Origin of the sequence: Azospirillum brasilense (genome assembly GCF_005222205.1) — a bacterium.
Lineage (GTDB): Bacteria > Pseudomonadota > Alphaproteobacteria > Azospirillales > Azospirillaceae > Azospirillum > Azospirillum brasilense_G.
Genome location: NZ_CP032345.1, coordinates 897,002 through 917,908, shown reverse-complemented (window position 1 = coordinate 917,908; position 20,907 = coordinate 897,002). Strand labels below are relative to the sequence as shown.

Below are 20,907 nucleotides of genomic sequence, written 5' to 3'. Positions count from 1 at the left end.
CGACGGGTCGATCTTTTGGGGTGCGAGGCCCCTCTTGACCGGGTGGCCTCGCACCCCCTAATCCTGCGTCCATGTTCAGCTTGTCCAAAATCCTGTTCCTGATCCTGGTGATCGGCGCCGTGTGGTTCGGCTGGCGCTGGTACAACCGCGTCGGCGCGGTCGGGCGGGAGCGCCTGCGCGAGCGGGAGCGTCGCGGCTCCGGAAAGCCCACCTCCACCAGCGGCGGCGGCTCGCCCCAGGTGGCTGCGGAGGACATGGAGAAGTGCCCGGAATGCGGCGCCTACGTCGCCCCGCGCTCCGCCGTGGCCTGCGGCCGGCCGGTCTGCCCCTACGGGCGTTGAGCCGCAACCCCTGGCGGGCGCTTGATTCCGGGGATACCGCCGCGTATCGTGCGGCGCGTTTTTCCACACCAATCATAAGTGACCGCCGATGGCCTCCCCGAGCGGGTCTTCCCAAGACAGCCGCGGCCTGTCCTTTCAGGCCCTGATCCTCAAGCTCCACCAGTTCTGGTCGGAGCAGGGCTGCGTGATCCTCCAGCCCTACGACATGGAGGTGGGTGCGGGTACCTTCCACCCGGCGACGACGCTGCGCGCGCTTGGCCCGCAGCCGTGGAAGGCGGCCTATGTGCAGCCCTCGCGCCGCCCGAAGGATGGCCGCTACGGCGAGAACCCGAACCGGCTCCAGCACTATTACCAGTATCAGGTCATCCTGAAGCCCTCGCCGGCCAACCCGCAGGAGCTTTACCTGGAAAGCCTGAAGGTGCTGGGCATCGACCCGTCGCTGCACGACATCCGATTCGTCGAGGACGACTGGGAAAGCCCGACGCTGGGCGCCTGGGGCCTCGGCTGGGAGGTCTGGTGCGACGGCATGGAGGTCACCCAGTACACCTACTTCCAGCAGGTCGGCGGCATCGAGTGCGACCCGGTCGCGGTCGAGCTGACCTACGGGCTGGAGCGTCTGGCCATGTATGTGCAGGGCGTGGAGAACGTCTACGACCTGGACTTCAACGGGCAGGGCGTCAAATACGGCGACGTGTTCAAGCGCGCCGAGGTCGAATATTCGGCCCACAACTTCGAGCACGCCAACACCGACATGCTGCTCCAGCATTTCAAGGACGCCGAGGCGGAGTGCCAGTCGCTGATCGCCAAGGGCGTCGCGCTGCCGGCCTACGACCAGTGCATCAAGGCGTCGCACCTCTTCAACCTGCTGGACGCGCGCGGCGTCATCAGCGTCGTGGAGCGCGCCGCCTACATCGGCCGCGTGCGCGCGCTGGCGAAAGCCTGCTGCGAGGCGTGGACCGCCGGGGGGGCCAAGTAACATGCCCGAACTTCTGATCGAATTCTTCTCCGAGGAAATCCCGGCCCGCATGCAGGCGCGCGCGGCGGACGACCTCAAGCGCCTCGTCACCGAGAAGCTGGCCGCCAACGGCCTGTCCTTCGACACGGCCGAGGCCCACTCCACCCCCCGCCGCCTGGCGCTGGTGATCGACGGCCTGGCCGAGCGCACCGCCGACGTCCGCGAGGAGAAGAAGGGGCCGCGCGTCGGCTCGCCCGAGCAGGCGGTCGCCGGCTTCCTGAAGTCCGCCGGCCTGACCAGCCTCGACCAGTGCGAGCAGCGCGACACCGGCAAGGGCGTCTTCTACTTCGCCGTGGCGGAGAAGAAGGGCCGCGCCACCGCGGAGGTGCTGGCCGAGATCATCCCGGCGGTCATGGGTGACTTCCCCTGGCCGAAGTCGATGCGCTGGGGCACCGGCACGGTGCGCTGGGTGCGCCCGCTGCACTCCATCATCGCGCTGTTCGGCGGCGCGGTGCTGGAGGGATCGTTCGACCTGGGTGGCGCGCAGGGCAAGCTGGTCTTCGGCAACAGCACCCGCGGCCACCGCTTCCTGTCGCCGGACGCCTTCACGGTCACCGACTTCGCCGACTACAAGGCCAAGCTGCGCGCCGCTCACGTCTTGCTCGACCGCGCCGAGCGCAAGGCCAAGATCAAGGCCGACGCCGAGGCGCTGGCCGCAACGGAGGGCCTGACCCTCTCACCCGACGACGGGCTGCTGGAGGAGGTCGCCGGCCTCGTCGAATGGCCGGTCGCCCTGGTCGGCACCATCGACGAGAAGTTCATGGACGTGCCGTCGGAGGTTCTCATCACCTCCATGCGCACGCACCAGAAGTATTTCGCCCTGCTGGACAAGGCCGGGAAGATGGCCCCGCGCTTCGTCGTGGTCGCCAACACGGTGACGGCGGACGGCGGCAAGGCCATCGTTGCCGGCAACGAGCGTGTTCTGCGCGCCCGCCTGTCCGACGCCAAGTTCTTCTGGGACCAGGACCGCAAGACGAAGCTGGAAGACCGGGTGTCCAAGCTGGGCGCCATCACCTTCCACGCCAAGCTCGGCACGGTGGCGGAGAAGGTCACGCGCGTCCAGGTGCTGGCTGCCGAGATCGCCCGCGCCATCGGCGCCGACGCGGACGCGGCGACCCGCGCCGCCCTGCTGTCCAAGGCGGACCTCGTGACCGAAGTGGTCGGCGAGTTCCCCGAGGTCCAGGGCATCATGGGCCGCTACTACGCGCTGGGCGAGGGCGAGAACCCGGCGGTCGCCGAGGCCATCGCCGAGCATTACAAGCCGCTCGGGCCCTCCGACTCCTGCCCGACGGCTCCGGTGTCGGTCGCCGTGGCGCTGGCCGACAAGCTCGACACGCTGGTCGGCTTCTTCGCCATCGACGAGAAGCCGACGGGCTCCAAGGACCCCTACGCGCTGCGCCGCGCCGCGCTGGGCATCATCCGGCTGATCCTGGAGAACGGGCTGCGGCTGAACCTGACGCAGCTGTTCAAGGCCGCGCACGGCGCCTACACGGTCGGCGGTTTCGCCGCCGCCGATGGCGTCGCCACCGACCTGATGGCCTTCTTCGCCGACCGTCTGAAGGTCACGCTGCGCGACCAGGGCGTGCGGCATGACCTCGTGGACGCCGTGTTCGCGTTGGGCGGCGAGGACGATCTCGTCCGGTTGCTGGCCCGCGTGAAGGCGCTCCAGACCTTCGTCGGGTCGGAGGAGGGGGCGAACCTGCTCGCCGCCTACAAGCGCGCCAGCAACATCGTCCGCATCGAGGAGAAGAAGGACGGCAAGGCCTATGACCAGCCGGTCGATCCGGCCCTGCTGACCTTGGCGGAGGAAAAGGACCTCTACGGCGCCCTGTCCGGTGCCGGCGAGACGGCCCGGCCGCTGCTGGCGCAGGAGGACTTCACCGGCACCATGGCGGCGCTGGCCCGCCTGCGCGGCCCGGTGGACGCCTTCTTCGACAAGGTGACGGTGAACGCCGAGCAGGCCGACCTGCGCGCCAACCGCCTGCGGCTGCTCAGCCAGATCCGGGCGACGCTGAACGCGGTGGCGGACTTCTCGCGCATCGAGGGGTGATGGGGGAGGGGGTGCCATTGCGGTGCCCCCACCCTCCCACGCTTGCGCGTGGGTCCCTCCCTCCCCCGCTGCGCAGGGGAGGGCCAAGTTTCCCTCCCCTGCGCAGCGGGGGAGGGTCAGGGTGGGGGCCCGTCTCGGACACTCCCCATACACCCAACAAAAAAGGGGCGCCCCAGCCGGGCGCCCCTTCTCATTTTCCAAGCTCCCTTTACCGCGAGGCGCGGTTCGCGGCGCTGACCAGGGCGCGCAGCGAGGCGGTCACGATGTCCGCGTCCATGCCGACGCCGAACAGGGTGCGCTCGTCGTTGGTCTTCACCTCGACATAGGCACAGGCCTGGGCGTCCTCGCCCTCGCCGACGGCGTGCTCGCGGTAGTCCACCACATGCAGGTCGATGCCGGCCCCCTGGCGCAGCGCGTCCAGGAAGGCATCGATCGGACCCTTGCCCGAACCCTTCAACGTGCTGACCACGCCGTCGCGCGACACCACCACGTTCAGCACGCGGGCGCCGGAGTTCGGGCCGCGCGGCTCGGTCGAATGCTCGATCAGGGCCAGCGGGGCGTCAATGTCCAGATACTCGGCCTTGAAGGCGTTGTGGATGTCGGCGGGGGCCAGCTCCTTGCCGGTCTCGTCGGCGATGCGCTGCACCGTCTTGGAGAATTCGATCTGCAGGCGGCGCGGGATCTGGATGCCGTAATCCTTCTCCAGCACATAGGCGATGCCGCCCTTGCCCGACTGGCTGTTGATGCGGATCACCGCCTCGTAGCTGCGGCCCAGGTCCTGCGGGTCGATGGGCAGGTACGGAACCTCCCAGGTGCCGTGGTTGGACTTGGCCAGCGCCTTCAGGCCCTTGTTGATGGCGTCCTGGTGCGAGCCGGAGAAGGCCGTGAAGACCAGCTCGCCGGCGTAGGGGTGGCGCGGATGGACGGGCAGCTGCGTGCAGTATTCGGCGACGCGGACGATCTCGTTGATGTCGTCGATGCGCAGCTCCGGATCGACGCCCTGGGTCAGCAGGTTCAGCGCCAGCGTGATCACGTCCACGTTGCCGGTGCGCTCGCCGTTGCCGAACAGGGTGCCTTCCACGCGGTCGGCGCCGGCCAGCATGCCCAGCTCCGCCGCCGCGACGCCGGTGCCGCGGTCGTTGTGCGGGTGCAGGGAGATGATCGCCGCGTCGCGGTTCTTCATGTTGCGGCAGAACCACTCGATCTGGTCGGCGTGGATGTTCGGGGTCGACATCTCCACCGTCGCCGGCAGGTTCAGGATGACCTTGTTGGCGGCGCTGGCGCCCCAGGTCTCCATCACCGCCTCGCAGATCTCCAGGGCGAACTCCAGCTCGGTCCCGGTGAAGCTCTCCGGCGAATATTGCAGGACGATCTCGGTCTCCGGATGCTCGGCGGCCAGCTGCTTGATCAGCTTGGTGCCGGCGACGGCGATGTCGACGATGCCCTGGCGGTCCAGCCCGAAGACGACGCGGCGCTGCAGCTCCGAGGTCGAGTTGTACAGGTGGACAATGGCGCGCTTGGCGCCCTTGATGCCCTCGAAGGTGCGGCGGATCAGTTCCTCACGGGCCTGGGTCAGGACCTGGATGGTCACGCCGTCGGGGATCTTGCCGCCCTCGATGATCTCGCGGCAGAAGTCGAAATCGGTCTGCGAGGCGGCGGGGAAGCCGATCTCGATCTCCTTGAAGCCCATCTTCAGCAGCGCGTCGAACATCGCGCGCTTGCGGTCCGGACCCATCGGCTCGATCAGCGCCTGGTTGCCGTCGCGCAGGTCCACCGAGCACCAGACCGGCGCCTTCTCAATGGTCCGGTTCGGCCACTGGCGGTCGGTCAGCTTCACCGGGGCGAAGGGGACGTACTTCTCGTGCTTGGCGGCAGAGGTCGCAGACGTGGTGGCGGCGGCGGGGGTGGCGATGTGGTTCATGACGCTTCGTGATCCCTTGGGAGCCCCGGTCTTGCGGCGGGGCGTTGTCTCGTGTGGTGTGGGGACCGGCGGGACTACGGTCGCCGAGCTGCCGGGCGGCTCAGCGACCGTTCCTAAGTCGCAGCCCCGGCCCCAGCCGGGAGACACGTTTCGCCCCGCAAGGGCGCGTGCCGAATGGACGCGTGCAATGGGTGCTCATTGGGAAAACAGACACTTCGACCAGGGAACAGGGCGGACGAACGCAGACGACCCGGACGCTCAAAGCGCCGGGGTGATAAGTCGCAGAAGGGCGTTCGTGTGGTCGATGCGAGTCATGGGCCACACTCTGCGCAGGCAGGCTTGCTCTGTCAAGCCACGATTCCATGAAATCTTCTGTCGCGGGACGGCGCTTCACGTGAAGAACAGGCGGTAGAGGACCGGCAGCAGGATCGCCGTCACCAGCCCGTTCAGACCCATTCCCAACCCGGCGAAGGCTCCGGCCACCTCGTTGACCTGGAGCGCGCGGGCGGTGCCGATGCCGTGGGCGGCCACCCCCAGCCCGAAGCCGCGCGCCCGCCAGTCTGTCACCCGGACGAGGTTCAGGACCCAGGTGCCGAAGGAGGCGGCGATGATCCCGGTCAGGATCACGAAGACCGCGGTGAGGGAGGGCAGCCCGCCGATCTGCTCCGACACGCCCATGGCGATGGGGGAGGTCACCGACTTCGGCGCCAGCGACAGCATGGTGCGCTCCGACGCGCCCAGCGCCCAGGCGATGGCGACGGCGCTCAAGGCCGACGCGGCGGAACCGGTCAGCAGTGCGACCAGCAGCGCCACGGCGGAGCGGCGGACCTGTTGGAACTGGCGGTAGAGCGGGACCGCCAGCGCCACCGTGGCCGGGCCGAGCAGGAAATGCACGAATTGGGCGCCGTCGAAATAGGTGCGGTAGTCGATCCCAGCCACCATCAGCGTCGCGGCGATCAGCAGCACCGCGATCATCACCGGGTTCAGCGCGGGCCGCCGCCCGAACCGCTCGAACACCCACATCCCCGCCTGATAGGCGGCCAGCGTCAGGGTCAGGCCGGCGAGCGGGCTGGCCGACAGATAGACCCAGATCTCGTGGAAATCGGGGCTCATGGCGCGTCCTCCGCATCCCTGGACTCGGCGTCGGGCCCGCGGCGGCTCAGCACGCTCATCACCCAGGCGGTCAGCGCGACGCCGATCAGCGTGCTGCCCAGCAGGGCGACGGCGATGGGCAGGGCCTCGGCCTCCAGCCGGTTCAGATGGGCCATCACCCCGACGCCCGCCGGAACGAAGAGAAGCGACAGGTGGCGCAGGATGCCGCCCGCCGTCTCCTGCAACGGCTCCGGCACGCCGCCGCGGACCAGCAGGCCGACGAACAGCAGGACCATGCCGATCACCGGCCCCGGTACGGGCAGATGCAGCAGGCGGGCGGTCAGTTCCCCCGCCAGCTGGCAGGAGAGAAGAAGGGTCAGGGTGCCGAGCATCGGCAGGCTCCGGGCTTTTCGGGGAGGTGGCCGCAGCCTAATCCCGGAGGACGCCGTGGGGGGAGTGGATATGCCCTACCGCTCCAGCAGTTGAGCCTTGAGCCAGTCGCGCACCTCGCGGCAGACGGCCTCGGCGGTCTCGTCCAGGCAGTGACCCGCGCCGGGCACCAGGACCAGCTTCTTCGGTTCGCGCGCCATGCGGTGGACGTGGATCGAGCACATGGGCGTCAACACCTCGTCGGCCTCGCCATGGACCAGCAGCACCGGGCAGCTCAGGTCCGCCACCGCGTCGGTGCCCAGCCCCTGGGTGGCCAGAGTCACCACCGTGCAGACCGCCCCGCGGTTGGAGGCCGCGGCCTGGATCGCCACCGCCCCGCCGAAGGAATGGCCGACCAGCGCCACATGGTGGATGCCCATCCGGCCGAGGAAGGTCAGGCCGCACAGAGCGTCATAGACCGCTTCGTCCAGCGCGCGGGGATTGCGGTAGCGGACGCGCAGCGAGGCGATGCCGTCGGGCCTGAGATCGTCCGCCAGCCGCGGATAGAGCCCCTGGGCCGGCGAGTCGAAGCCGCCGCCGACTCCGCCGAGCCAGATGACGCCCAGCGTTCCCGCCGTCTTGTGCCCGTCCGGGGCGGCGTAGAGGCGGGCGTCCACGGTGCCGCGGTCGGTTTCCAGCCGCACGGGAGCGAACGTCTCGTCCACGGTGTCACCGATCTGCGCCGACAGGAGCGGCATGGGTGTTCTCCGGCTTGCCAAGGTCTTGCGGGGATTAACAAGCCACCGGGCATCTCAGTTGCTCCGGCATGTTGCTTCGGAACCTCGCCGCACCGTCTCCGGTTGTGCCGAGAGGCGGTTCGCGACAAGGGCTTCCCGACAAGGGTTCCCGACAAGGGCTTCGCGATAAGAGCCGCGCGCAATGCCCCGCAGCGCCAAGGCCGCCAACCCGAGAAACCACACCGGGAGAAACCCCATGTCCCGCAGCAACCGCGACACCGAGCAGGAAAAGCATCAGTCCGGCGGCCCCGGCAAGGCCGCCAAGTCCGGCCATGAGAATCCGGACAAGGCCGCCGGCAACAAGCCCGGCCAGAACCAGTCCAGCGGGCAGGGGCGCGAGCGCGGCTCGGGCTCAGGCGGGTCCCGCGGCGCCTCCGACGAGCAGCGCAAGCGGGACGGGTAACCGGGGCTCCTCCGCGACGAACCCGCAGCCCGGCTGTTGGCGTCGGGCAAAGCCGTGCAACTGAAAAGAAGTGCGACACATGCTCAAACAGATTTCGGTCGATACCGTGAAGCAGGCCGCCGACCTCGCCTACGAGGCCGTGGCCGACCGCCAGCGTTTCCTCGCTGGAATGCGCAACATCGACCTCGGGGAACAGCGCAGCGAACGCGGTTCGCGGAACCCGACCGATCTCGACGCCCTCAGCATCCTGTCCTCCGACGCCAGCGGCGCGCTGAGCCAGCTCCAGAAGATGCTGGAGGACCTGACGCCCGAACAGCGGATGGAGCTGCGAGCGGTCATGTTCGTGGGGCGCGGCGACTTCGCCGGGAACCAGTGGGACCGCGCGCTGGACGAGGCCGGGCGGGCGCCCGACGCCACCCACTACACCGACATCGCGGAGCGCATCGATCTGCACGACGACCTGATGAAGGGGCTGTACGAGCTGGATCTGCTGAAGAAGAAGGACGGGCAATGACCGGGGACCGGGACGGCGGGCGGCGCCCGGAGGGCTCCGCGGGCACGCTCGAACGCTGGGCCGCCATCCTCGGCGGCACGGCGCTGGGCTTCGCCGGGGCGCGGCGGGGAAGCTGGGCGCTGGCCGCGCTCGGCGGCGGGCTTTTCCTCGCCGGGGCGGCGGGGGTTCCGCTGTCCAGCCCGCTGCGGCAGGTTGCTCTGCCGGCGGTGCGCCGGGAGCCGACGACCACCCAGGCGAACGTCACCATCGCGGTCCCGGCCGAAAAACTGTTCCGCCACTGGCGCAACGTCCGCCATCTGGCGGCGCTGTTCCCCCACCTCGACGCCGTGGAGATCCTGTCCGACACGGAAAGCCGCTGGAAGGCCCACGGCCCCGGCGGCGTTCCGGTGGTCTGGAACAGCCGGCTCGACAAGGTCCGGGAGAACGAACTCATCACCTGGCACACGCTGGAGGGAGCCGACCTGCCGCACCGCGGCACCGTCCTGTTCCGTCCGGCGCCGGGCGGGCGCGGGACGGAGGTCAGCCTGACCCTGGCCTACCACCCGCCGGGCGGCGCCGGCGGCAACGCCGTGTCCCGCCTGTTTGGCGCCGCGCCGGAGCAGCAGGCGCGCGAGGCGCTGCGCCGCCTGAAGCGGATCATGGAGGTCGGCGAGCTTCCCACCATCGAGGGCCAGCCGAGCGGGCGGGCCGAGCGGGGCCGGGTGACAGCCAAACTGCGTGAGGTGACGGGATGAGGGCGCTTTGCTGGAACGGCGTGAACGACCTGCGGGTGGAGCGGGTTCCGGACCCCACGATCCTTGCCCCGCAGGACGCGATCATCAAGGTCAGCCTGTCCTCGGTCTGCGGGTCGGACCTGCATCTGATCGGCGGCTACGTCCCAACCATGCGGGCCGGCGACATCATCGGCCATGAATTCCTGGGCGAGGTGGTGGAGAAGGGGCCGGAGGTGACGCGGCTGAACCGCGGCGACCGGGTCATCACCGTGTCGATCATCGGCTGCGGCAAGTGCTGGCACTGCGAGCATGAGGAGTTCTCGCTCTGCGACAACTCCAACCCGCAACCGGCCTTCGAGGAGATGGCCTACGGGCATTGCACCGCCGGCATCTTCGGCTACAGCCACGCCTTCGGCGGCTACGCCGGAAGCCACGCCGAATACATCCGCGTCCCCTTCGCCGACACCAACTGTTTCCGCGTGCCGGAGGGGGTGACGGACGAGCAGGCGGTCTTCGTCTCCGACGCCGTGCCGACCGGCTACATGGCCGCCGACATGGGCGCCATCAAGCCGGGCGACGTGGTGGCCGTCTGGGGCTGCGGCGGCGTCGGCCAGATGGCGATGAAGAGCGCCTTCCTGATGGGGGCGGAGCGGGTGATCGGCATCGACCGTTTCCCCGACCGGCTGCGCGCCGCCCAGATGAAGGCGGGGGCGGAGACGCTGGATTACAGCCGCGTCGACATCTACGACGCCCTGCTGGCGATGACCGGCGGGCGCGGTCCGGACGTCTGCATCGACGCGGTGGGCATGGAGGCGGACAGCGGCGCCCCGTCCATCAAAGGGCTGGCCATTGAGGATCTGTACGATCGCGGCAAGCAGGCCCTGCGGCTGGAGAGCGACCGGCCCGCCGTCCTGCGCCAGATGATCCAGTGCTGCCGCAAGGGCGGCACCCTGTCCATCGTCGGCGTCTATGGCGGCCTCATCGACAAGTTCCCGATGGGGGCGGCGATGAACAAGGCGTTGACCTTCCGCATGGGCCAGCAGCACGGCCAACGCTACGTCAAGCGCCTGTTCGAGCACATCGAGAAGGGTGAACTCGATCCCGCCTACCTGCTGACCCACAAATGGGCGTTGGACGACGCGCCCCAGGGCTACCGCATGTTCAAGGAGAAGGCCGACGATTGCATGCGGGTCGTCTTCGCGCCGTGACGGCGGGCCTAAACAAGGGGTGGAACGGCCATGAAGATCGTCTACGCCTATTTGGCGGAGAAGGGACGGGGTGTCGAGGCGGAGATCGTCGGGAGCTTGCGCGACCGCTGCGGCCATGTCGTCCAGACCGCACGCGAGGAACGCGACGCGGAGCGCGGCGGCGCCGTCGACGTCATCGTCACGCTGGAACTGGACGATTCCCAGCGGGACACCGCGCTCAACCGGCTGCGCGCCCACCCCGCCGTGATTGATGCCGCCGCCGAGAGCTTCGGGGAGCGGGTCTGATCCGTCACGTCCGGGGCGGGATGGGCTCCGGCGGAGTCGTCCGCCGTCCCCGCACCGGCGCCTCCAGCCCCTCTGGCCGTGCCGCCCAGCGGACGGCGTTCAGGATCACGCGCTGGATGTGCGGGTGGTGGTAGGTGGGATAGGTCTCGTGGCCGGGCCGGAAATAGAAGACCCGGCCCATCCCCCGCCGCCAGCCGCAGCCGCTGCGGAACACCTCGCCGCCCTGGAACCAGCTCAGGAAGACGAGGTCGTCGGGCGGGGGCACGTCGAAGGGCTCCCCGTACATCTCCTCCCGGTCCAGCTCGATGGCATCGGAAATGCCCGCCGCCACGGGGTGGCCGGGGTCCACGACCCACAGCCGTTCCTTCTCCGCCGCCACGCGGTGCTTCAGGTAGCAGCCGGTGCCCATCAAGGCGACGAAGGGCTTGGAAAAATGGCTGGAATGGAGCGCCACGAGGCCCATCCCCTGCTCGGTCACCCGCCGCTTCACCCGCTCCACCACCGCGTCCGACACCTCGGCATGGGCGCGGTGGCCCCACCACACCAGCGTGTCGGCGGCGTTCAGCCGGTCCTCGGTCAGGCCATGCTCCGGCTCGTCCAGCGTGGCGGTCTCCACGGTCAGGCCGGCGGCGCGCAGGGGGGCGGCCAGCGCCTCGTGAATGCCGTCGGGGTAGTGAGCCATCACCGCCTCCTCCCGGCGTTCTTGGCGGAACTCGTTCCAGATTAGGACGCGCGGCGAGGGGTGCGGCATGGCGGGAGACCTTTCCGGAGGGGGGGCCGGTTCCAATGGAATCGCCCATGGGACGAAGGGAGATGGCGCCTGTTGGGGGCGATGGTCGAAACATTGCGGTGGGAGTGTCCCGTGTCGAGTCCTCCCGATGCAGCGCAGGCCGGCGGTTCGGCCTTCACCCTCCGCCGTTGTCCGATTGGTGTCGAGCCCGCGGCCGGTGATCGAGCGCTGGCCCGGGTCTGGGCGCCGGCCTGCCGCAGCGTGCACCTGCTGGTCGGGCCGGAGGAGCGCGCGGTGGCGCTGGAGGCGGAGGACGGCGGCTATTTCGCGGCGATTGTGGAGGGCGTGCCGGTCGGCAGCCTCTACCGGTTCCGGCTCGACGACGGCCCGGCCTTCCCCGATCCGGCCTCCCGCTTCCAACCCGACGGGCCGGAGGGGCCGTCGCAGCTGGTGGACCCGTCCGCCTTCGCCTGGACCGACGCCGGCTGGGCGGGATGCGGCCTGCGCGGGCAGGTGCTCTACGAGATGCACATCGGCACCTTCACGCCGGAGGGCAGCTGGGCGGCGGCGGCGCGCGAGCTGCCGAGTCTGGTGGAGCTGGGGGTGACGGTCCTCGAACTGATGCCGGTGGCGGAGTTTCCAGGGCGCTTCGGCTGGGGCTACGACGGGGTGGACCTGTTCGCCCCGACCCGGCTCTACGGCGGACCGGACGACATGCGGCGCTTCGTGGACCGCGCCCACGCGCTGGGCCTCGCGGTGATCCTGGATGTGGTCTACAATCACTTCGGTCCCAGCGGGAATTTCCTGTCCCGCTTCGCCCCGGACTACTTCACCACCCGCTACAAGAACGAGTGGGGGGACGCGCTCAACTTCGACGGCCCGAACTGCGGCCCGGTTCGGGAGTTCTTCCGGGCAAACGCCGCCTTCTGGATCGACGAGTACCATCTCGACGGGCTGCGGCTGGACGCCACCCAGCAAATCTTCGACCGCTCCACCCCGCACATCATCCAGGAGATCGGGCAGGCCGTTCGCCAGGCGGCGGGCGGGCGCGGCACCCTGCTGATCGGGGAGAACGAGTGCCAGCAGGCGGCGATGGCGACGCCGGTGGAGCGGGGCGGCTGCGGGCTGGACGCGCTGTGGAACGACGATTTCCATCACGCGGCCCAAGTTGCGCTGACCGGGCGGAACGAGGCCTACTACACCGACTACCGCGGCACGCCGCAGGAACTGCTGTCGGCCGTCAAGCACGGCTTCCTCTACCAGGGGCAATGGTACCGCTGGCAGGGCAAGCGGCGGGGGACACCGGCCTATGGACTGCCGCGGCCGGCCTTCGTCGCCTTCCTTCAGAACCACGACCAGATCGCCAATTCGGGCCGCGGCCAGCGTATCCACGCCCTGACCACGCCGGGGCGCTTCCGGGCGCTGACGGCGCTGACCCTGTTGGGTCCCGGCACCCCGATGCTGTTCCAGGGGCAAGAGTTCGCGGCCAGCGCGCCTTTTTATTACTTCGCCGACCACGAGCCCGATCTGGCCGTCAAGGTGGAGGCGGGGCGCGGGGAGTTCCTGTCCCAGTTCCCCAGCCTCGCGACCCCGGCCATGCGCGCCCACCTGACCCGCCCGCAAGACGGGGAGACGTTCCGGCGCAGCACGCTCGACCACGCGGAGCGGGAGACCCACGCCGAGGTGTGGGCGTTGCACCGCGACCTTCTGCGCCTGCGCCGTGAGGACCCGGTGTTCCGGGCGCAGGGCGACGGCGGGCTGGACGGCGCCGTGCTGGGGGAGGAGGCGTTCGTCCTGCGCTTTTTCGGCAGCGATGGAGACGACCGGCTGCTGCTGGTCAATCTTGGCCGCGACCTGCGGCTGGACGTCCTGCCGGAACCGCTGCTGGCGCCGCCGGTTGGCAGGGACTGGACGCCCCTGTGGTCCAGTGAGGACCCCCGCTATGGCGGCTGCGGCATCGCCCCGCTGGAATCGCCGGACCGAGGCTGGCGGCTGCCCGGCCATGCGGCGGTCGTCCTGGCCGCCAAGGACGTTGGTCCGGACGAGGAACGGGGCGAAGGCAACGGCGCGAGCGCTCAGGAGACCCATGGCTGATTTCATCCGCAAGATCACCCGCGACGTCCTGCGGTCCGCACCGGACGCCGCGCTGTCCCGCGAATGGCTGGTCGCCAACGGGTTGGGCGGCTACGCCTCCTCCTCCCTGTCGGGGGCGGTGACGCGGCGCTATCACGGGCTGCTGGTGGCGGCTTTGCCGGCGCCGCTGGGCCGGGTGGTGATGCTGAGCCAGCTCAACGACGTGCTGATCGAGCGCGACGGCACCGAGCGGCGGCTGACCAGCCACAACCCGCAGGCGGATCACTGGCCCGACCCCAACTACCCGTCGGACGCCGCCCCCTCCGGCCTCGCCGAGTTCCGCATGGAATCCGGCCTGCCGGTCTGGCGCTACGAGATCGGCGACGTGGTGATCGAAAAGCAGATCGTGCTGCCGCACCTGCAGAACATCGTCCATGTCACCTACCGGGTGGTGAAGGCGCCGCAGCCGATCTGCCTTCGGCTCCGCCCGGTGATGGCCTTCCGCAAACTGGAATCCGCGGTGGACGAGCCGTTGGCCCGCGACTACCGCGTCACCGCCCGCGGCCACGAGTATGAGATATGGGCCGGGCCGGAACTGCCGGTGCTGCGCATGACCATCGAGGGGGCGGAGCTTCCCCTGACGCTGGACGGCGGGGCGCGGCGCGACATCGTCTATCCGGTGGAGGCGGAGCGCGGCTACGAATCCCGCGGCTCGCTGTGGACGCCCGGCTATTTCAGCGGCCCCCTCAGCCAGGGCCAGACGCTGAGCTTCGTCGCGGCGACCGAGCCGTGGCAGCGGCTGTGGGCGCTGCCGCCCGCCGACGTCCTGCGCTTCGAGAAGGAGCGGCGGCGGCGCATTGTCGGGACGGCCCATCCGTCGCTGCGCGAGGGGGCGATGGCGGAGCTGGTGCTCTCGGCGGACAGCTTCCTGTTCGTGCCGGCGGGCCGCGTCGCCGACCAGATGCGCGCCCGTGCCGAGGGGGACGAGGTGCGCACGGTGATCGCCGGCTACCACTGGTTCACCGACTGGGGCCGCGACACCATGATCAGCCTGGAGGGGCTGACCCTGACCACCGGGCGCCACATGGAGGCCGGCTGGATCCTGCGCACCTTCGCGCACTACATCCGCGACGGGCTGATCCCCAACATGTTCCCCGACGGCAAGGATGAGGGGCTCTACCACACTGCCGACGCCACCCTGTGGTTCTTCCACGCCCTGAACCGCTACGTCCAGGCGACCGAGGACCGCCACACGCTGCAACTGCTGCTGCCCCGGCTGGTCGAGGTGATCGACCATCACCGGCGCGGCACCCGTTTCGGCATCGCCATGGACCCCGGCGACGGGCTGCTGCGCCAGGGGCGGGAGGGCTACCAGCTCACCTGGATGGACGCGAAGGTCGAGGACTGGGTGGTCACGCCACGCCGGGGCAAGGCGGTGGAGATCAACGCGCTCTGGTACAACGCGCTGTGCCTGACCGCCGGCTGGCTGAACGAGGAGGGGGACGTCCAGGCGGCCCGCCCGCTGGAGGAGCTGGCCGAACAGGCCCGCGCCTCCTTCAACGCGCGCTTCTGGTGCGCCCAGGCCGGTCACCTGTACGACGTGGTGGACGGCGAGCGGGGCGACGACGACGCCTGCCGGCCCAACCAGATCTTCACCGTCTCGCTCGACAACCCGGTGCTCGACCGTGCCCGCTGGGAGCCGGTGGTCGAGACGGTGCGGCAACGGCTGCTGACTCCGGTCGGGCTGCGCTCCCTGGCGCCGGGGCAGCGCGACTACAAGCCGAAATATTTCGGCGACCTGCGCGCCCGTGACGCCGCCTATCACCAGGGCACGGTCTGGGCGTGGCTGATCGGCCCCTACGTCGACGCGTGGCTGAAGCTGCATCCGGAGGACAAGGCGGGGGCGCGGGACCTGCTTCAGGGTTTCCTGCCGCATCTGGACCAGGCGGGGATCGGCACCATCTCGGAGATCTTCGACGCCGAGCCGCCCTTCAGTCCCCGCGGCTGCATCTCGCAGGCCTGGAGCGTCGCGGAGGTGCTGCGCTGCTGGGCGGCGACGCAGGAGGATCGTTGATTCCACGCGCCTTGTCATACCGCCTATGAAAAGCGTCATAAGAAGTTAAGGAGATAGCCCGCGGCAACCTCTTGGTTACTGAACAGAAAGCGGCGACCCGGCAAAAACACGATTCGATGACAGCGTCATAACATCCGGGAAACCCACATTTTGTTGAAGGTTTCTGCCGCCCGTGCCTATCATTGATGGCGGGATGGAACGAAAATTCACGAACACACACGGCCGTGTGACCACCCGCACAGGATGATGACGGGAGGGGGCATGCTGGCACTGCTGTCGAAAGCAAAGCACCCGGCGGTCGATTGGGACGCCTTGAGCCGGCGGATTCTGGAGGAGAGCGCCCAGGCCTGTTGGGTGGTGGACGGCGAACTGGTCACCGTCGCCGTCAACCCGGCGCTGTGCGCGCTGCTCGGCTACCGGGCCGGTGAGCTGATCGGAACCCACCTGCTGACCTATGTGGCCGAGGAAAGCCGAAGCGTCCTGGAGCGGCAGGCGGCCATCCGTGACCTGACCGCGCACCGCAGTTACGACGTGACCCTGATCCGCTCCGACGGGATGCCGCTGCGCGTGATTTTCAACGACTCGCGGCTGGACGGCGGCGAAGTCGGGACGGCGCCGGGTTTCTGCATCTTCGTCACCGACATCACCCGCCGCAGCGAAGAGGAGACGCAGCGCGCCCTGCGGGTGGACCAACTGGCGGACGCGGTCGCGCGGATGAACCGCTTTCTCGGGCAGATCTGCCAGGAGTTGAAGGATCCCCTGAGCGCCATTCTGGGCGCGACGCAGATGATCTCTTCCGACGCGGCGTTGCCCGAACCGGTGGGCGCCGCCGGCCAGGGAAGCGCGCAGCTGGGCGCCTACGCGGCGCTGTGCAGCGACGCCGGCCGGCAGATGATGCGGACCATCGAGAATTTGTCGCTGTGGTCACGCCTGCAGCTGAATCAGGTGCCCGTGGATCTGCGGGTTTATGAGTTGGGCGGCCTGCTCCAGGACGTGTTGGAGGAGCTGGAGCCGCGCGCCCGCTCCCGCGACATCCTGATCGTCAATCGGATCGTCGCCACCCCGGTGCTGGGCGACCTGTCCGCGCTGAACACGGTGCTGAAGCATCTGATCGAGAACGCGGTGCGCTTCTCCCCCTCGGGAAGCATCGTCATGCTGTCCGCCGCGCCGGCGGATGGTCGGGTGGCTGTGCGGGTCCAGGACAACGGGCTGGGCATTCCGGAGGAACTCCAGCCCCATCTGTTCCGCATCGATCCCCACCACGCCGCGCCCGGTGCCGACGGGGAGGTGGGAAGCGGCCTCGGCCTGCTGATCTGCAAGGCCCTGGTCGAACGCATGGGCGGCGGCATCCGCATCTTCAGCAAGCCGGGCGGCGGAACCGCGGTCACCGTGACCCTGACTCAAGGTCTCCGTGCCGGATTGTAACACCGGCAAATGGATGGTGAGCCGAATCATCTCCGCCGGTGGGGGAGGGGTGTGGAGGGATCGGGGTGCCTCAAGCGGGGAATCCAAACATTCAGTTGTCAACAGGGCACAGACCCGCGCGAAATCGCCGCGTGGGTTGCCGGACAGCAGAATCCAATTGACAGGCGTGAGCGTTGCAACACCCCTGGGAATCTGGAAAGGCAATGCATTTCAATGGTTTGTGTGACATGCCCAAAATGTAGGCAAATCGCGCTATGGCCTTGTCGCGCTTGACTCGAATCGGGAAAAGCGGGGCCTTGTCAACACAGTTATCCACAGACTCTGTGGAGAGCCTAAGCGGGAGGTGAAGAGAGCGGTCCTGGACCCATAACCTTTGGCGGGAGGGCCGGCCAATCAGAATAAGTACTTCAGATTTTAGGCTTTGCGCACTTTTGCCGCTATAGTGGTCACGCCTCATCCCGCCGTATTGCCCCAATCCAACCCGCGCCGGATGAGCAGTGACGGGAGGAGTGCCCATGCTGGATGTCTATGGGACGTCTTGCCCGGCGGCGCGTCCACGATGGTCATGGCGCGCGGCGACCGGCCAATCGCGGTGTCGGCGCGTGCAAGGATTTGCCGCTCCGGCTTTGGCGGCGGCGATGCTGTCCGCGTTGATCCTTCATCTGCTGCTGACCCTCGGTGCCCATCTGGGCGAAGCCGACGCGGCGGGCGTGCTGACGGTGGCGGCGGGCATGGCCGCGGTCCTCCTCGTCCTGCTGCCCTTCGCGATGCTGAGCGTCCGGCGGGCGCTGGACGCGCTGTCCGCCGTACGGACGCGGGGGAGGGCGGTGGCCTCGCCCCAGGGTTGAAGCGCCGCCGGCCCGGGAAATCCCGGTTGCTCCCCTTGCAAGTCCGCGCATAAAGTGATGGCGCCGTGGCGATGGACGGCGCTGTTCGGCGGGGGCTGTGCATGGGGTTGTTCGATTTTCTGAAGGTGACCGTCAAGGACGAGAAGAAGGCGGCGCCGCGCCGGCCCAACGCGTCCGCCGGCCCGTCCAACGTCATCGAGTTCGACGGCAAGAGCTTTCCCTTGGCCGGGGTCAGCCACAAGGGCTTCGTGGCGACCGGCTTCGACGGGTCCCTGATCCCCAGCCAGACCGCGCGGATCACGGTCCGGATCGACGACGCCTGCGGCAAGTTCACCTTCCCCGCCACCGTGACCATCGAGGAGGTCAAGGGCGGGTCGGTGTCGGGCGCCTGGAACATGCTGCCACCGGAGGTCGAGGCGACCATCCGCAAGTATCTGCAGATCCGCAAGCAGAAGACCGGAAAGTAAAGGGACCGTTCCGGTTCCGGCCGCGGCCCCAGACCTTGCGCTCCGCGCGGCTCAGTTCGCGGTGCGCAGAGCCGCGTCGCCGGCTTTCACCCCAGCCTTCGCGCCAGCGTTCACCCCAGCGTTCACCAGGGTCGGGGCCATGGCCGTGGCCGGCGTGGCGATCTGGTGCATCCGCTCGATCCATTCCGACAGGGTGACGAACTCGCAGCCTTTCGCACGCATCGCGGCGATCACGCGGGGCAGGGCGTTGAGGGTGGACGGGTAGGTGGAGTGCAGCAGCAGCACGCTTCCGGTCCCCGCCTCGGTCTTGACATGTTGGACGATGCGGTCGGGGTCGCGGACCTGCCAGTCGCGGGTGTCCACGGTCCACAGCACCGGGCTCATGCTCTCCTCACGGGCGATGGCCAGCAGATCCGGCGTGTAGCGCCCGTAGGGCGGGCGGAACAGCACCGGGTTGGCGCCAAAGCCGCGCAGGATGCGGTTGGCCTCGGCGATCTCGTGGCGCTGCGCCTCGGGGTCCATGGCGCGCAGGTCGGCGTGGGTCAGGCTGTGGTTGCCGATCTCATGGCCGGCGGCGATGAAGTCGCGGATCACCTCGCCCTGGTTCTCGGCGACGCTGGCGACCGGAAAATAGGTCGCGGGGATCTTCTCGCGATTCAGCACGTCCAGGATCTGGCGGGTGACCACCCGGTGCGGCCCATCATCGAAGGTGAGGGCGCAGAGGTTCCAGCCCTCCTCCTTCAGCGTCGCCGGCATGACGTCGAGCGCCGTGTCGGGGATCACCGCGCCCAGCCGGCCCTTGCGGCGCCCGGACTTCTCGATGGCGGCCATGGTCCGGGCGGCTTCCGGCGGGTAGGTGATCGCGACGTCCGCCTTGCCATCCCCGGCGGGGCGGGGCGGGGCGAGTTGAGCGCTGTCGGCGGGCGGCCTGGTCTCTGGTGCCTGGGGCAATGCCTGAGGCGGTGCCGACAGGGAAGGGGCCGGCGGAGGCGCGTCGAGGACGAGGCAGCCGAAGCCGGCGCCGAGCATGCGGCGGCACAGCGCCGTCACGTCCAACCCCACCGGGGCGGTGGCCCGCAGGGCGACGCCTTCGCCCTGGCGCCGCGCGTCGAGCGGAACGACCGCCGGGCTGAGTCCGTCGGCCAGATCGGGCGAGCGGCGGCGCAGGCTGTCCCACGCCCACCAGGCATCCCCTTCCCTTTGGAAAAGGCCGAGTTGCAGCAGCGGCGGTCCATCCGCCGCGCGGGCGGCGGTGTCCGGAAGGGCGAGCAGCATCCCCGCGGCCAACGGCAGCGCGAACAGGGAGGAACGGAAGCGGCGCATGCCCGTGAGGAGGGAGGACGTGAGGGGGCGTCCGTGTTCAGGCCGGTTCACGCGTTTGTCCTCCGGATCGTCGCCGTCGTCGAATACCACCCCTTCGGAATTAATTCAAACGGCGTGGTTTCCGGTGTTTTCCCGGCTTCGCCCCTCCCTTGGGGGAGGAACCTTCCGTGTTCCGGCGCGGTTGTCCGGAAGCGCCCCGGTCGAATGCCCCTGCCATTTGGGGCACGGGAAGCGCGGAACGAGAACCGAAAGGAGGCAGCCCGGATGGCGGATGATTTGGAAGGCCGGATCAGAGCGCGCGCTCACCAGATCTGGGAGCGTGAAGGCCGTCCGGAGGATCGCGCCGAAGACCATTGGAAACTGGCGAGCGAGGAAATCGCCATCGAGGACAATTACCGGGACACCTTGCGTCCGAATCCGGCGCGCGGTCCCGACGACACCGCGGAGCGGACCGAACCGGTCGAACCCGTGCTGAGCATGGAAAGCCAGGGCGAGATGCCGGGCCTCGCCGACCAGGGAGAGGAGTTCCGCATCCCCGGGCAAGCCCGCGACTCCTGACGGCGGCGCCCACCGCTTTCCTCATGTCGTGCTTAGAGAGGACTCCCCATGGACACGAACCTGGAAATCGCCTTCCACAACATGGATTCCCAGCCGGAACTGGAGGCCTACATCCGCGAACGGGCGGAGAAGACGGAAAAGCTGTTCGACCGGCTGGTCGGGATCCGCGTCGCCGTGGAAGCCCAGCACCGCCAGCACAAGACCGGCAACGTCTTCGACGTCCACATCGAGCTGATGGTGCCGGGCCAGGACATCGTGGTCAGCCGCAAGCCGAACAAGGCGAAGGAGCGCTATGCCAACCCCGACGCCCGGACCTCGATCCGCGACGCCTTCGAAGCCGCGGAGCGGCAGTTGAAGGAATACAAGGACAAGATGCGCCGCGATGTGAAGGTCCATGATCCGGAACAGCCGGGCCGGGTCTCGCAGCTCAACCCGACCGAGGACCACGGCTTCATCACCACCAACACCGGGACGCAGCTCTACTTCCACCGGAACAGCTGTCTGAACGTCGATATGGACCAGCTCCGGACCGGCGACCCGGTGAAGTATGTGGAGGCAACGGGCGATACCGGCCCGACCGCCTCCAAGGTGTGGCGGGCCTCCGGCTCCGACACCGAATTGCGGGCCACCTGACGAAAAAGCCCCCGCCAATCGGCGGGGGCTTTTTTTGGAACGGCTTCTCTGGGAACGGCTTTTTTTGG

The 20,907-nt window shown here is 68.9% G+C and carries 21 protein-coding genes; 15 read left to right on the top strand and 6 right to left on the bottom strand.

Annotated features, from left to right (window positions below; translation table 11 throughout):
- Nucleotides 1-71 precede the first annotated feature (71 nt).
- The 3 genes from D3869_RS04560 to glyS all read left to right on the top strand — a co-directional run bounded on the left by D3869_RS04560 (nucleotide 72) and on the right by glyS (nucleotide 3,406).
- A complete protein-coding gene (locus tag D3869_RS04560) occupies nucleotides 72-341 on the top strand; it encodes a hypothetical protein (RefSeq protein ID WP_035675333.1) in 270 nt (89 codons plus the stop codon).
- Nucleotides 342-429: 88 nt separating this feature from the next.
- On the top strand, nucleotides 430-1,317 hold the full coding sequence (locus tag D3869_RS04555) for a glycine--tRNA ligase subunit alpha (protein WP_035675330.1): 888 nt from the start codon (nucleotides 430-432) through the stop codon (nucleotides 1,315-1,317).
- Between the two features lies 1 nt (nucleotide 1,318).
- Nucleotides 1,319-3,406 (top strand): glycine--tRNA ligase subunit beta, encoded by a 2,088-nt coding sequence (glyS, locus tag D3869_RS04550; RefSeq protein WP_137139101.1) that lies wholly within the window; start codon nucleotides 1,319-1,321, stop codon nucleotides 3,404-3,406.
- Between the two features lie 208 nt (nucleotides 3,407-3,614).
- Here glyS and leuA read toward each other — a convergent pair whose 3' ends face one another.
- The 4 genes from leuA to D3869_RS04525 all read right to left on the bottom strand — a co-directional run bounded on the left by leuA (nucleotide 3,615) and on the right by D3869_RS04525 (nucleotide 7,546).
- On the bottom strand, nucleotides 3,615-5,327 hold the full coding sequence (gene leuA, locus D3869_RS04540) for a 2-isopropylmalate synthase (RefSeq protein ID WP_137139099.1): 1,713 nt from the start codon (nucleotides 5,325-5,327) through the stop codon (nucleotides 3,615-3,617).
- A gap of 390 nt (nucleotides 5,328-5,717) precedes the next feature.
- A complete protein-coding gene (locus tag D3869_RS04535; RefSeq protein ID WP_038526571.1) occupies nucleotides 5,718-6,440 on the bottom strand; it encodes an LrgB family protein in 723 nt (240 codons plus the stop codon).
- Nucleotides 6,437-6,811: a CidA/LrgA family protein gene (locus tag D3869_RS04530; RefSeq protein ID WP_137139098.1), complete on the bottom strand. Its 375-nt coding sequence runs from the start codon at nucleotides 6,809-6,811 to the stop codon at nucleotides 6,437-6,439. The genes D3869_RS04535 and D3869_RS04530 overlap by 4 nt, the downstream gene beginning before the upstream one ends.
- Nucleotides 6,812-6,886: 75 nt before the next feature.
- The gene (locus D3869_RS04525) at nucleotides 6,887-7,546 is read right to left on the bottom strand and encodes an alpha/beta hydrolase (protein WP_137139097.1); all 660 of its coding nucleotides are present in this window, start codon (nucleotides 7,544-7,546) and stop codon (nucleotides 6,887-6,889) included.
- A gap of 235 nt (nucleotides 7,547-7,781) precedes the next feature.
- On the opposite strand from D3869_RS04525, the gene D3869_RS04520 reads away from it, so the two are divergent.
- The 5 genes from D3869_RS04520 (at nucleotide 7,782) to D3869_RS04500 (ending at nucleotide 10,708) form a co-directional block, all read left to right on the top strand.
- Nucleotides 7,782-7,988, top strand: a complete 207-nt coding sequence (locus D3869_RS04520) for a hypothetical protein (RefSeq protein WP_137139096.1) — start codon at nucleotides 7,782-7,784, stop codon at nucleotides 7,986-7,988.
- 79 nt (nucleotides 7,989-8,067) lie between these two features.
- Nucleotides 8,068-8,502, top strand: coding sequence for a DUF3775 domain-containing protein (locus D3869_RS04515; protein ID WP_137139095.1), 435 nt, complete (start codon nucleotides 8,068-8,070; stop codon nucleotides 8,500-8,502).
- Nucleotides 8,499-9,236 (top strand): SRPBCC family protein, encoded by a 738-nt coding sequence (locus D3869_RS04510; RefSeq protein ID WP_137139094.1) that lies wholly within the window; start codon nucleotides 8,499-8,501, stop codon nucleotides 9,234-9,236. Before D3869_RS04515 ends, D3869_RS04510 begins: the two co-directional genes overlap by 4 nt.
- Nucleotides 9,233-10,423: a zinc-dependent alcohol dehydrogenase gene (locus D3869_RS04505; protein ID WP_137139093.1), complete on the top strand. Its 1,191-nt coding sequence runs from the start codon at nucleotides 9,233-9,235 to the stop codon at nucleotides 10,421-10,423. Before D3869_RS04510 ends, D3869_RS04505 begins: the two co-directional genes overlap by 4 nt.
- A gap of 30 nt (nucleotides 10,424-10,453) precedes the next feature.
- Entirely contained in the window at nucleotides 10,454-10,708 is a 255-nt protein-coding gene (locus D3869_RS04500; RefSeq protein ID WP_137139092.1) for a hypothetical protein, read from the top strand.
- 4 nt (nucleotides 10,709-10,712) lie between these two features.
- Here the strand turns inward: D3869_RS04500 and D3869_RS04495 are convergent, their stop codons facing one another.
- Entirely contained in the window at nucleotides 10,713-11,459 is a 747-nt protein-coding gene (locus D3869_RS04495; protein WP_137139091.1) for a ThuA domain-containing protein, read from the bottom strand.
- A 111-nt stretch (nucleotides 11,460-11,570) separates the two neighbouring features.
- Here D3869_RS04495 and treZ point away from each other — a divergent pair, with 111 nt between their 5' ends.
- The 5 genes from treZ (at nucleotide 11,571) to D3869_RS04470 (ending at nucleotide 18,325) form a co-directional block, all read left to right on the top strand.
- The gene (treZ, locus tag D3869_RS04490) at nucleotides 11,571-13,532 is read left to right on the top strand and encodes a malto-oligosyltrehalose trehalohydrolase (RefSeq protein WP_247895720.1); all 1,962 of its coding nucleotides are present in this window, start codon (nucleotides 11,571-11,573) and stop codon (nucleotides 13,530-13,532) included.
- Nucleotides 13,525-15,585: an amylo-alpha-1,6-glucosidase gene (locus tag D3869_RS04485; protein ID WP_137139089.1), complete on the top strand. Its 2,061-nt coding sequence runs from the start codon at nucleotides 13,525-13,527 to the stop codon at nucleotides 15,583-15,585. The genes treZ and D3869_RS04485 overlap by 8 nt, the downstream gene beginning before the upstream one ends.
- A gap of 261 nt (nucleotides 15,586-15,846) precedes the next feature.
- Entirely contained in the window at nucleotides 15,847-17,010 is a 1,164-nt protein-coding gene (locus D3869_RS04480) for a PAS domain-containing sensor histidine kinase (RefSeq protein ID WP_175426395.1), read from the top strand.
- 638 nt (nucleotides 17,011-17,648) lie between these two features.
- On the top strand, nucleotides 17,649-17,858 hold the full coding sequence (locus D3869_RS04475; protein WP_137139087.1) for a hypothetical protein: 210 nt from the start codon (nucleotides 17,649-17,651) through the stop codon (nucleotides 17,856-17,858).
- A gap of 101 nt (nucleotides 17,859-17,959) precedes the next feature.
- Nucleotides 17,960-18,325 (top strand): hypothetical protein, encoded by a 366-nt coding sequence (locus tag D3869_RS04470; RefSeq protein ID WP_137139086.1) that lies wholly within the window; start codon nucleotides 17,960-17,962, stop codon nucleotides 18,323-18,325.
- A gap of 51 nt (nucleotides 18,326-18,376) precedes the next feature.
- Here D3869_RS04470 and D3869_RS04465 read toward each other — a convergent pair whose 3' ends face one another.
- Nucleotides 18,377-19,699 carry a polysaccharide deacetylase family protein gene (locus D3869_RS04465; protein ID WP_247895719.1) on the bottom strand — a complete coding sequence of 441 codons (1,323 nt, stop codon included), beginning with the start codon at nucleotides 19,697-19,699 and terminating at the stop codon, nucleotides 18,377-18,379.
- Between the two features lie 213 nt (nucleotides 19,700-19,912).
- Here D3869_RS04465 and D3869_RS04460 point away from each other — a divergent pair, with 213 nt between their 5' ends.
- Complete coding sequence (locus D3869_RS04460; RefSeq protein ID WP_137139084.1) at nucleotides 19,913-20,206, top strand: DUF2934 domain-containing protein; 294 nt, start codon at nucleotides 19,913-19,915, stop codon at nucleotides 20,204-20,206.
- Between the two features lie 48 nt (nucleotides 20,207-20,254).
- Complete coding sequence (locus tag D3869_RS04455; RefSeq protein ID WP_137139083.1) at nucleotides 20,255-20,839, top strand: HPF/RaiA family ribosome-associated protein; 585 nt, start codon at nucleotides 20,255-20,257, stop codon at nucleotides 20,837-20,839.
- The last annotated feature ends 68 nt before the right edge of the window (nucleotides 20,840-20,907 follow it).

What these genes read in the sequence shown, in the direction of transcription:
- D3869_RS04505 (WP_137139093.1), top strand. Translation starts at nt 9,233, where the DNA reads ATGAGGGCGCTTTGCTGGAACGGCGTGAACGACCTGCGGGTGGAGCGG.
- D3869_RS04560 (WP_035675333.1), top strand. Translation starts at nt 72, where the DNA reads ATGTTCAGCTTGTCCAAAATCCTGTTCCTGATCCTGGTGATCGGCGCC.
- D3869_RS04460 (WP_137139084.1), top strand. Translation starts at nt 19,913, where the DNA reads ATGGCGGATGATTTGGAAGGCCGGATCAGAGCGCGCGCTCACCAGATC.
- D3869_RS04555 (WP_035675330.1), top strand. Translation starts at nt 430, where the DNA reads ATGGCCTCCCCGAGCGGGTCTTCCCAAGACAGCCGCGGCCTGTCCTTT.
- D3869_RS04510 (WP_137139094.1), top strand. Translation starts at nt 8,499, where the DNA reads ATGACCGGGGACCGGGACGGCGGGCGGCGCCCGGAGGGCTCCGCGGGC.
- D3869_RS04520 (WP_137139096.1), top strand. Translation starts at nt 7,782, where the DNA reads ATGTCCCGCAGCAACCGCGACACCGAGCAGGAAAAGCATCAGTCCGGC.
- D3869_RS04535 (WP_038526571.1), bottom strand. Translation starts at nt 6,440, where the DNA reads ATGAGCCCCGATTTCCACGAGATCTGGGTCTATCTGTCGGCCAGCCCG.
- leuA (WP_137139099.1), bottom strand. Translation starts at nt 5,327, where the DNA reads ATGAACCACATCGCCACCCCCGCCGCCGCCACCACGTCTGCGACCTCT.
- D3869_RS04525 (WP_137139097.1), bottom strand. Translation starts at nt 7,546, where the DNA reads ATGCCGCTCCTGTCGGCGCAGATCGGTGACACCGTGGACGAGACGTTC.
- D3869_RS04495 (WP_137139091.1), bottom strand. Translation starts at nt 11,459, where the DNA reads ATGCCGCACCCCTCGCCGCGCGTCCTAATCTGGAACGAGTTCCGCCAA.
- D3869_RS04480 (WP_175426395.1), top strand. Translation starts at nt 15,847, where the DNA reads ATGCTGGCACTGCTGTCGAAAGCAAAGCACCCGGCGGTCGATTGGGAC.
- D3869_RS04515 (WP_137139095.1), top strand. Translation starts at nt 8,068, where the DNA reads ATGCTCAAACAGATTTCGGTCGATACCGTGAAGCAGGCCGCCGACCTC.
- D3869_RS04475 (WP_137139087.1), top strand. Translation starts at nt 17,649, where the DNA reads ATGCTGTCCGCGTTGATCCTTCATCTGCTGCTGACCCTCGGTGCCCAT.
- D3869_RS04500 (WP_137139092.1), top strand. Translation starts at nt 10,454, where the DNA reads ATGAAGATCGTCTACGCCTATTTGGCGGAGAAGGGACGGGGTGTCGAG.
- D3869_RS04470 (WP_137139086.1), top strand. Translation starts at nt 17,960, where the DNA reads ATGGGGTTGTTCGATTTTCTGAAGGTGACCGTCAAGGACGAGAAGAAG.
- D3869_RS04530 (WP_137139098.1), bottom strand. Translation starts at nt 6,811, where the DNA reads ATGCTCGGCACCCTGACCCTTCTTCTCTCCTGCCAGCTGGCGGGGGAA.
- glyS (WP_137139101.1), top strand. Translation starts at nt 1,319, where the DNA reads ATGCCCGAACTTCTGATCGAATTCTTCTCCGAGGAAATCCCGGCCCGC.
- D3869_RS04455 (WP_137139083.1), top strand. Translation starts at nt 20,255, where the DNA reads ATGGACACGAACCTGGAAATCGCCTTCCACAACATGGATTCCCAGCCG.
- D3869_RS04485 (WP_137139089.1), top strand. Translation starts at nt 13,525, where the DNA reads ATGGCTGATTTCATCCGCAAGATCACCCGCGACGTCCTGCGGTCCGCA.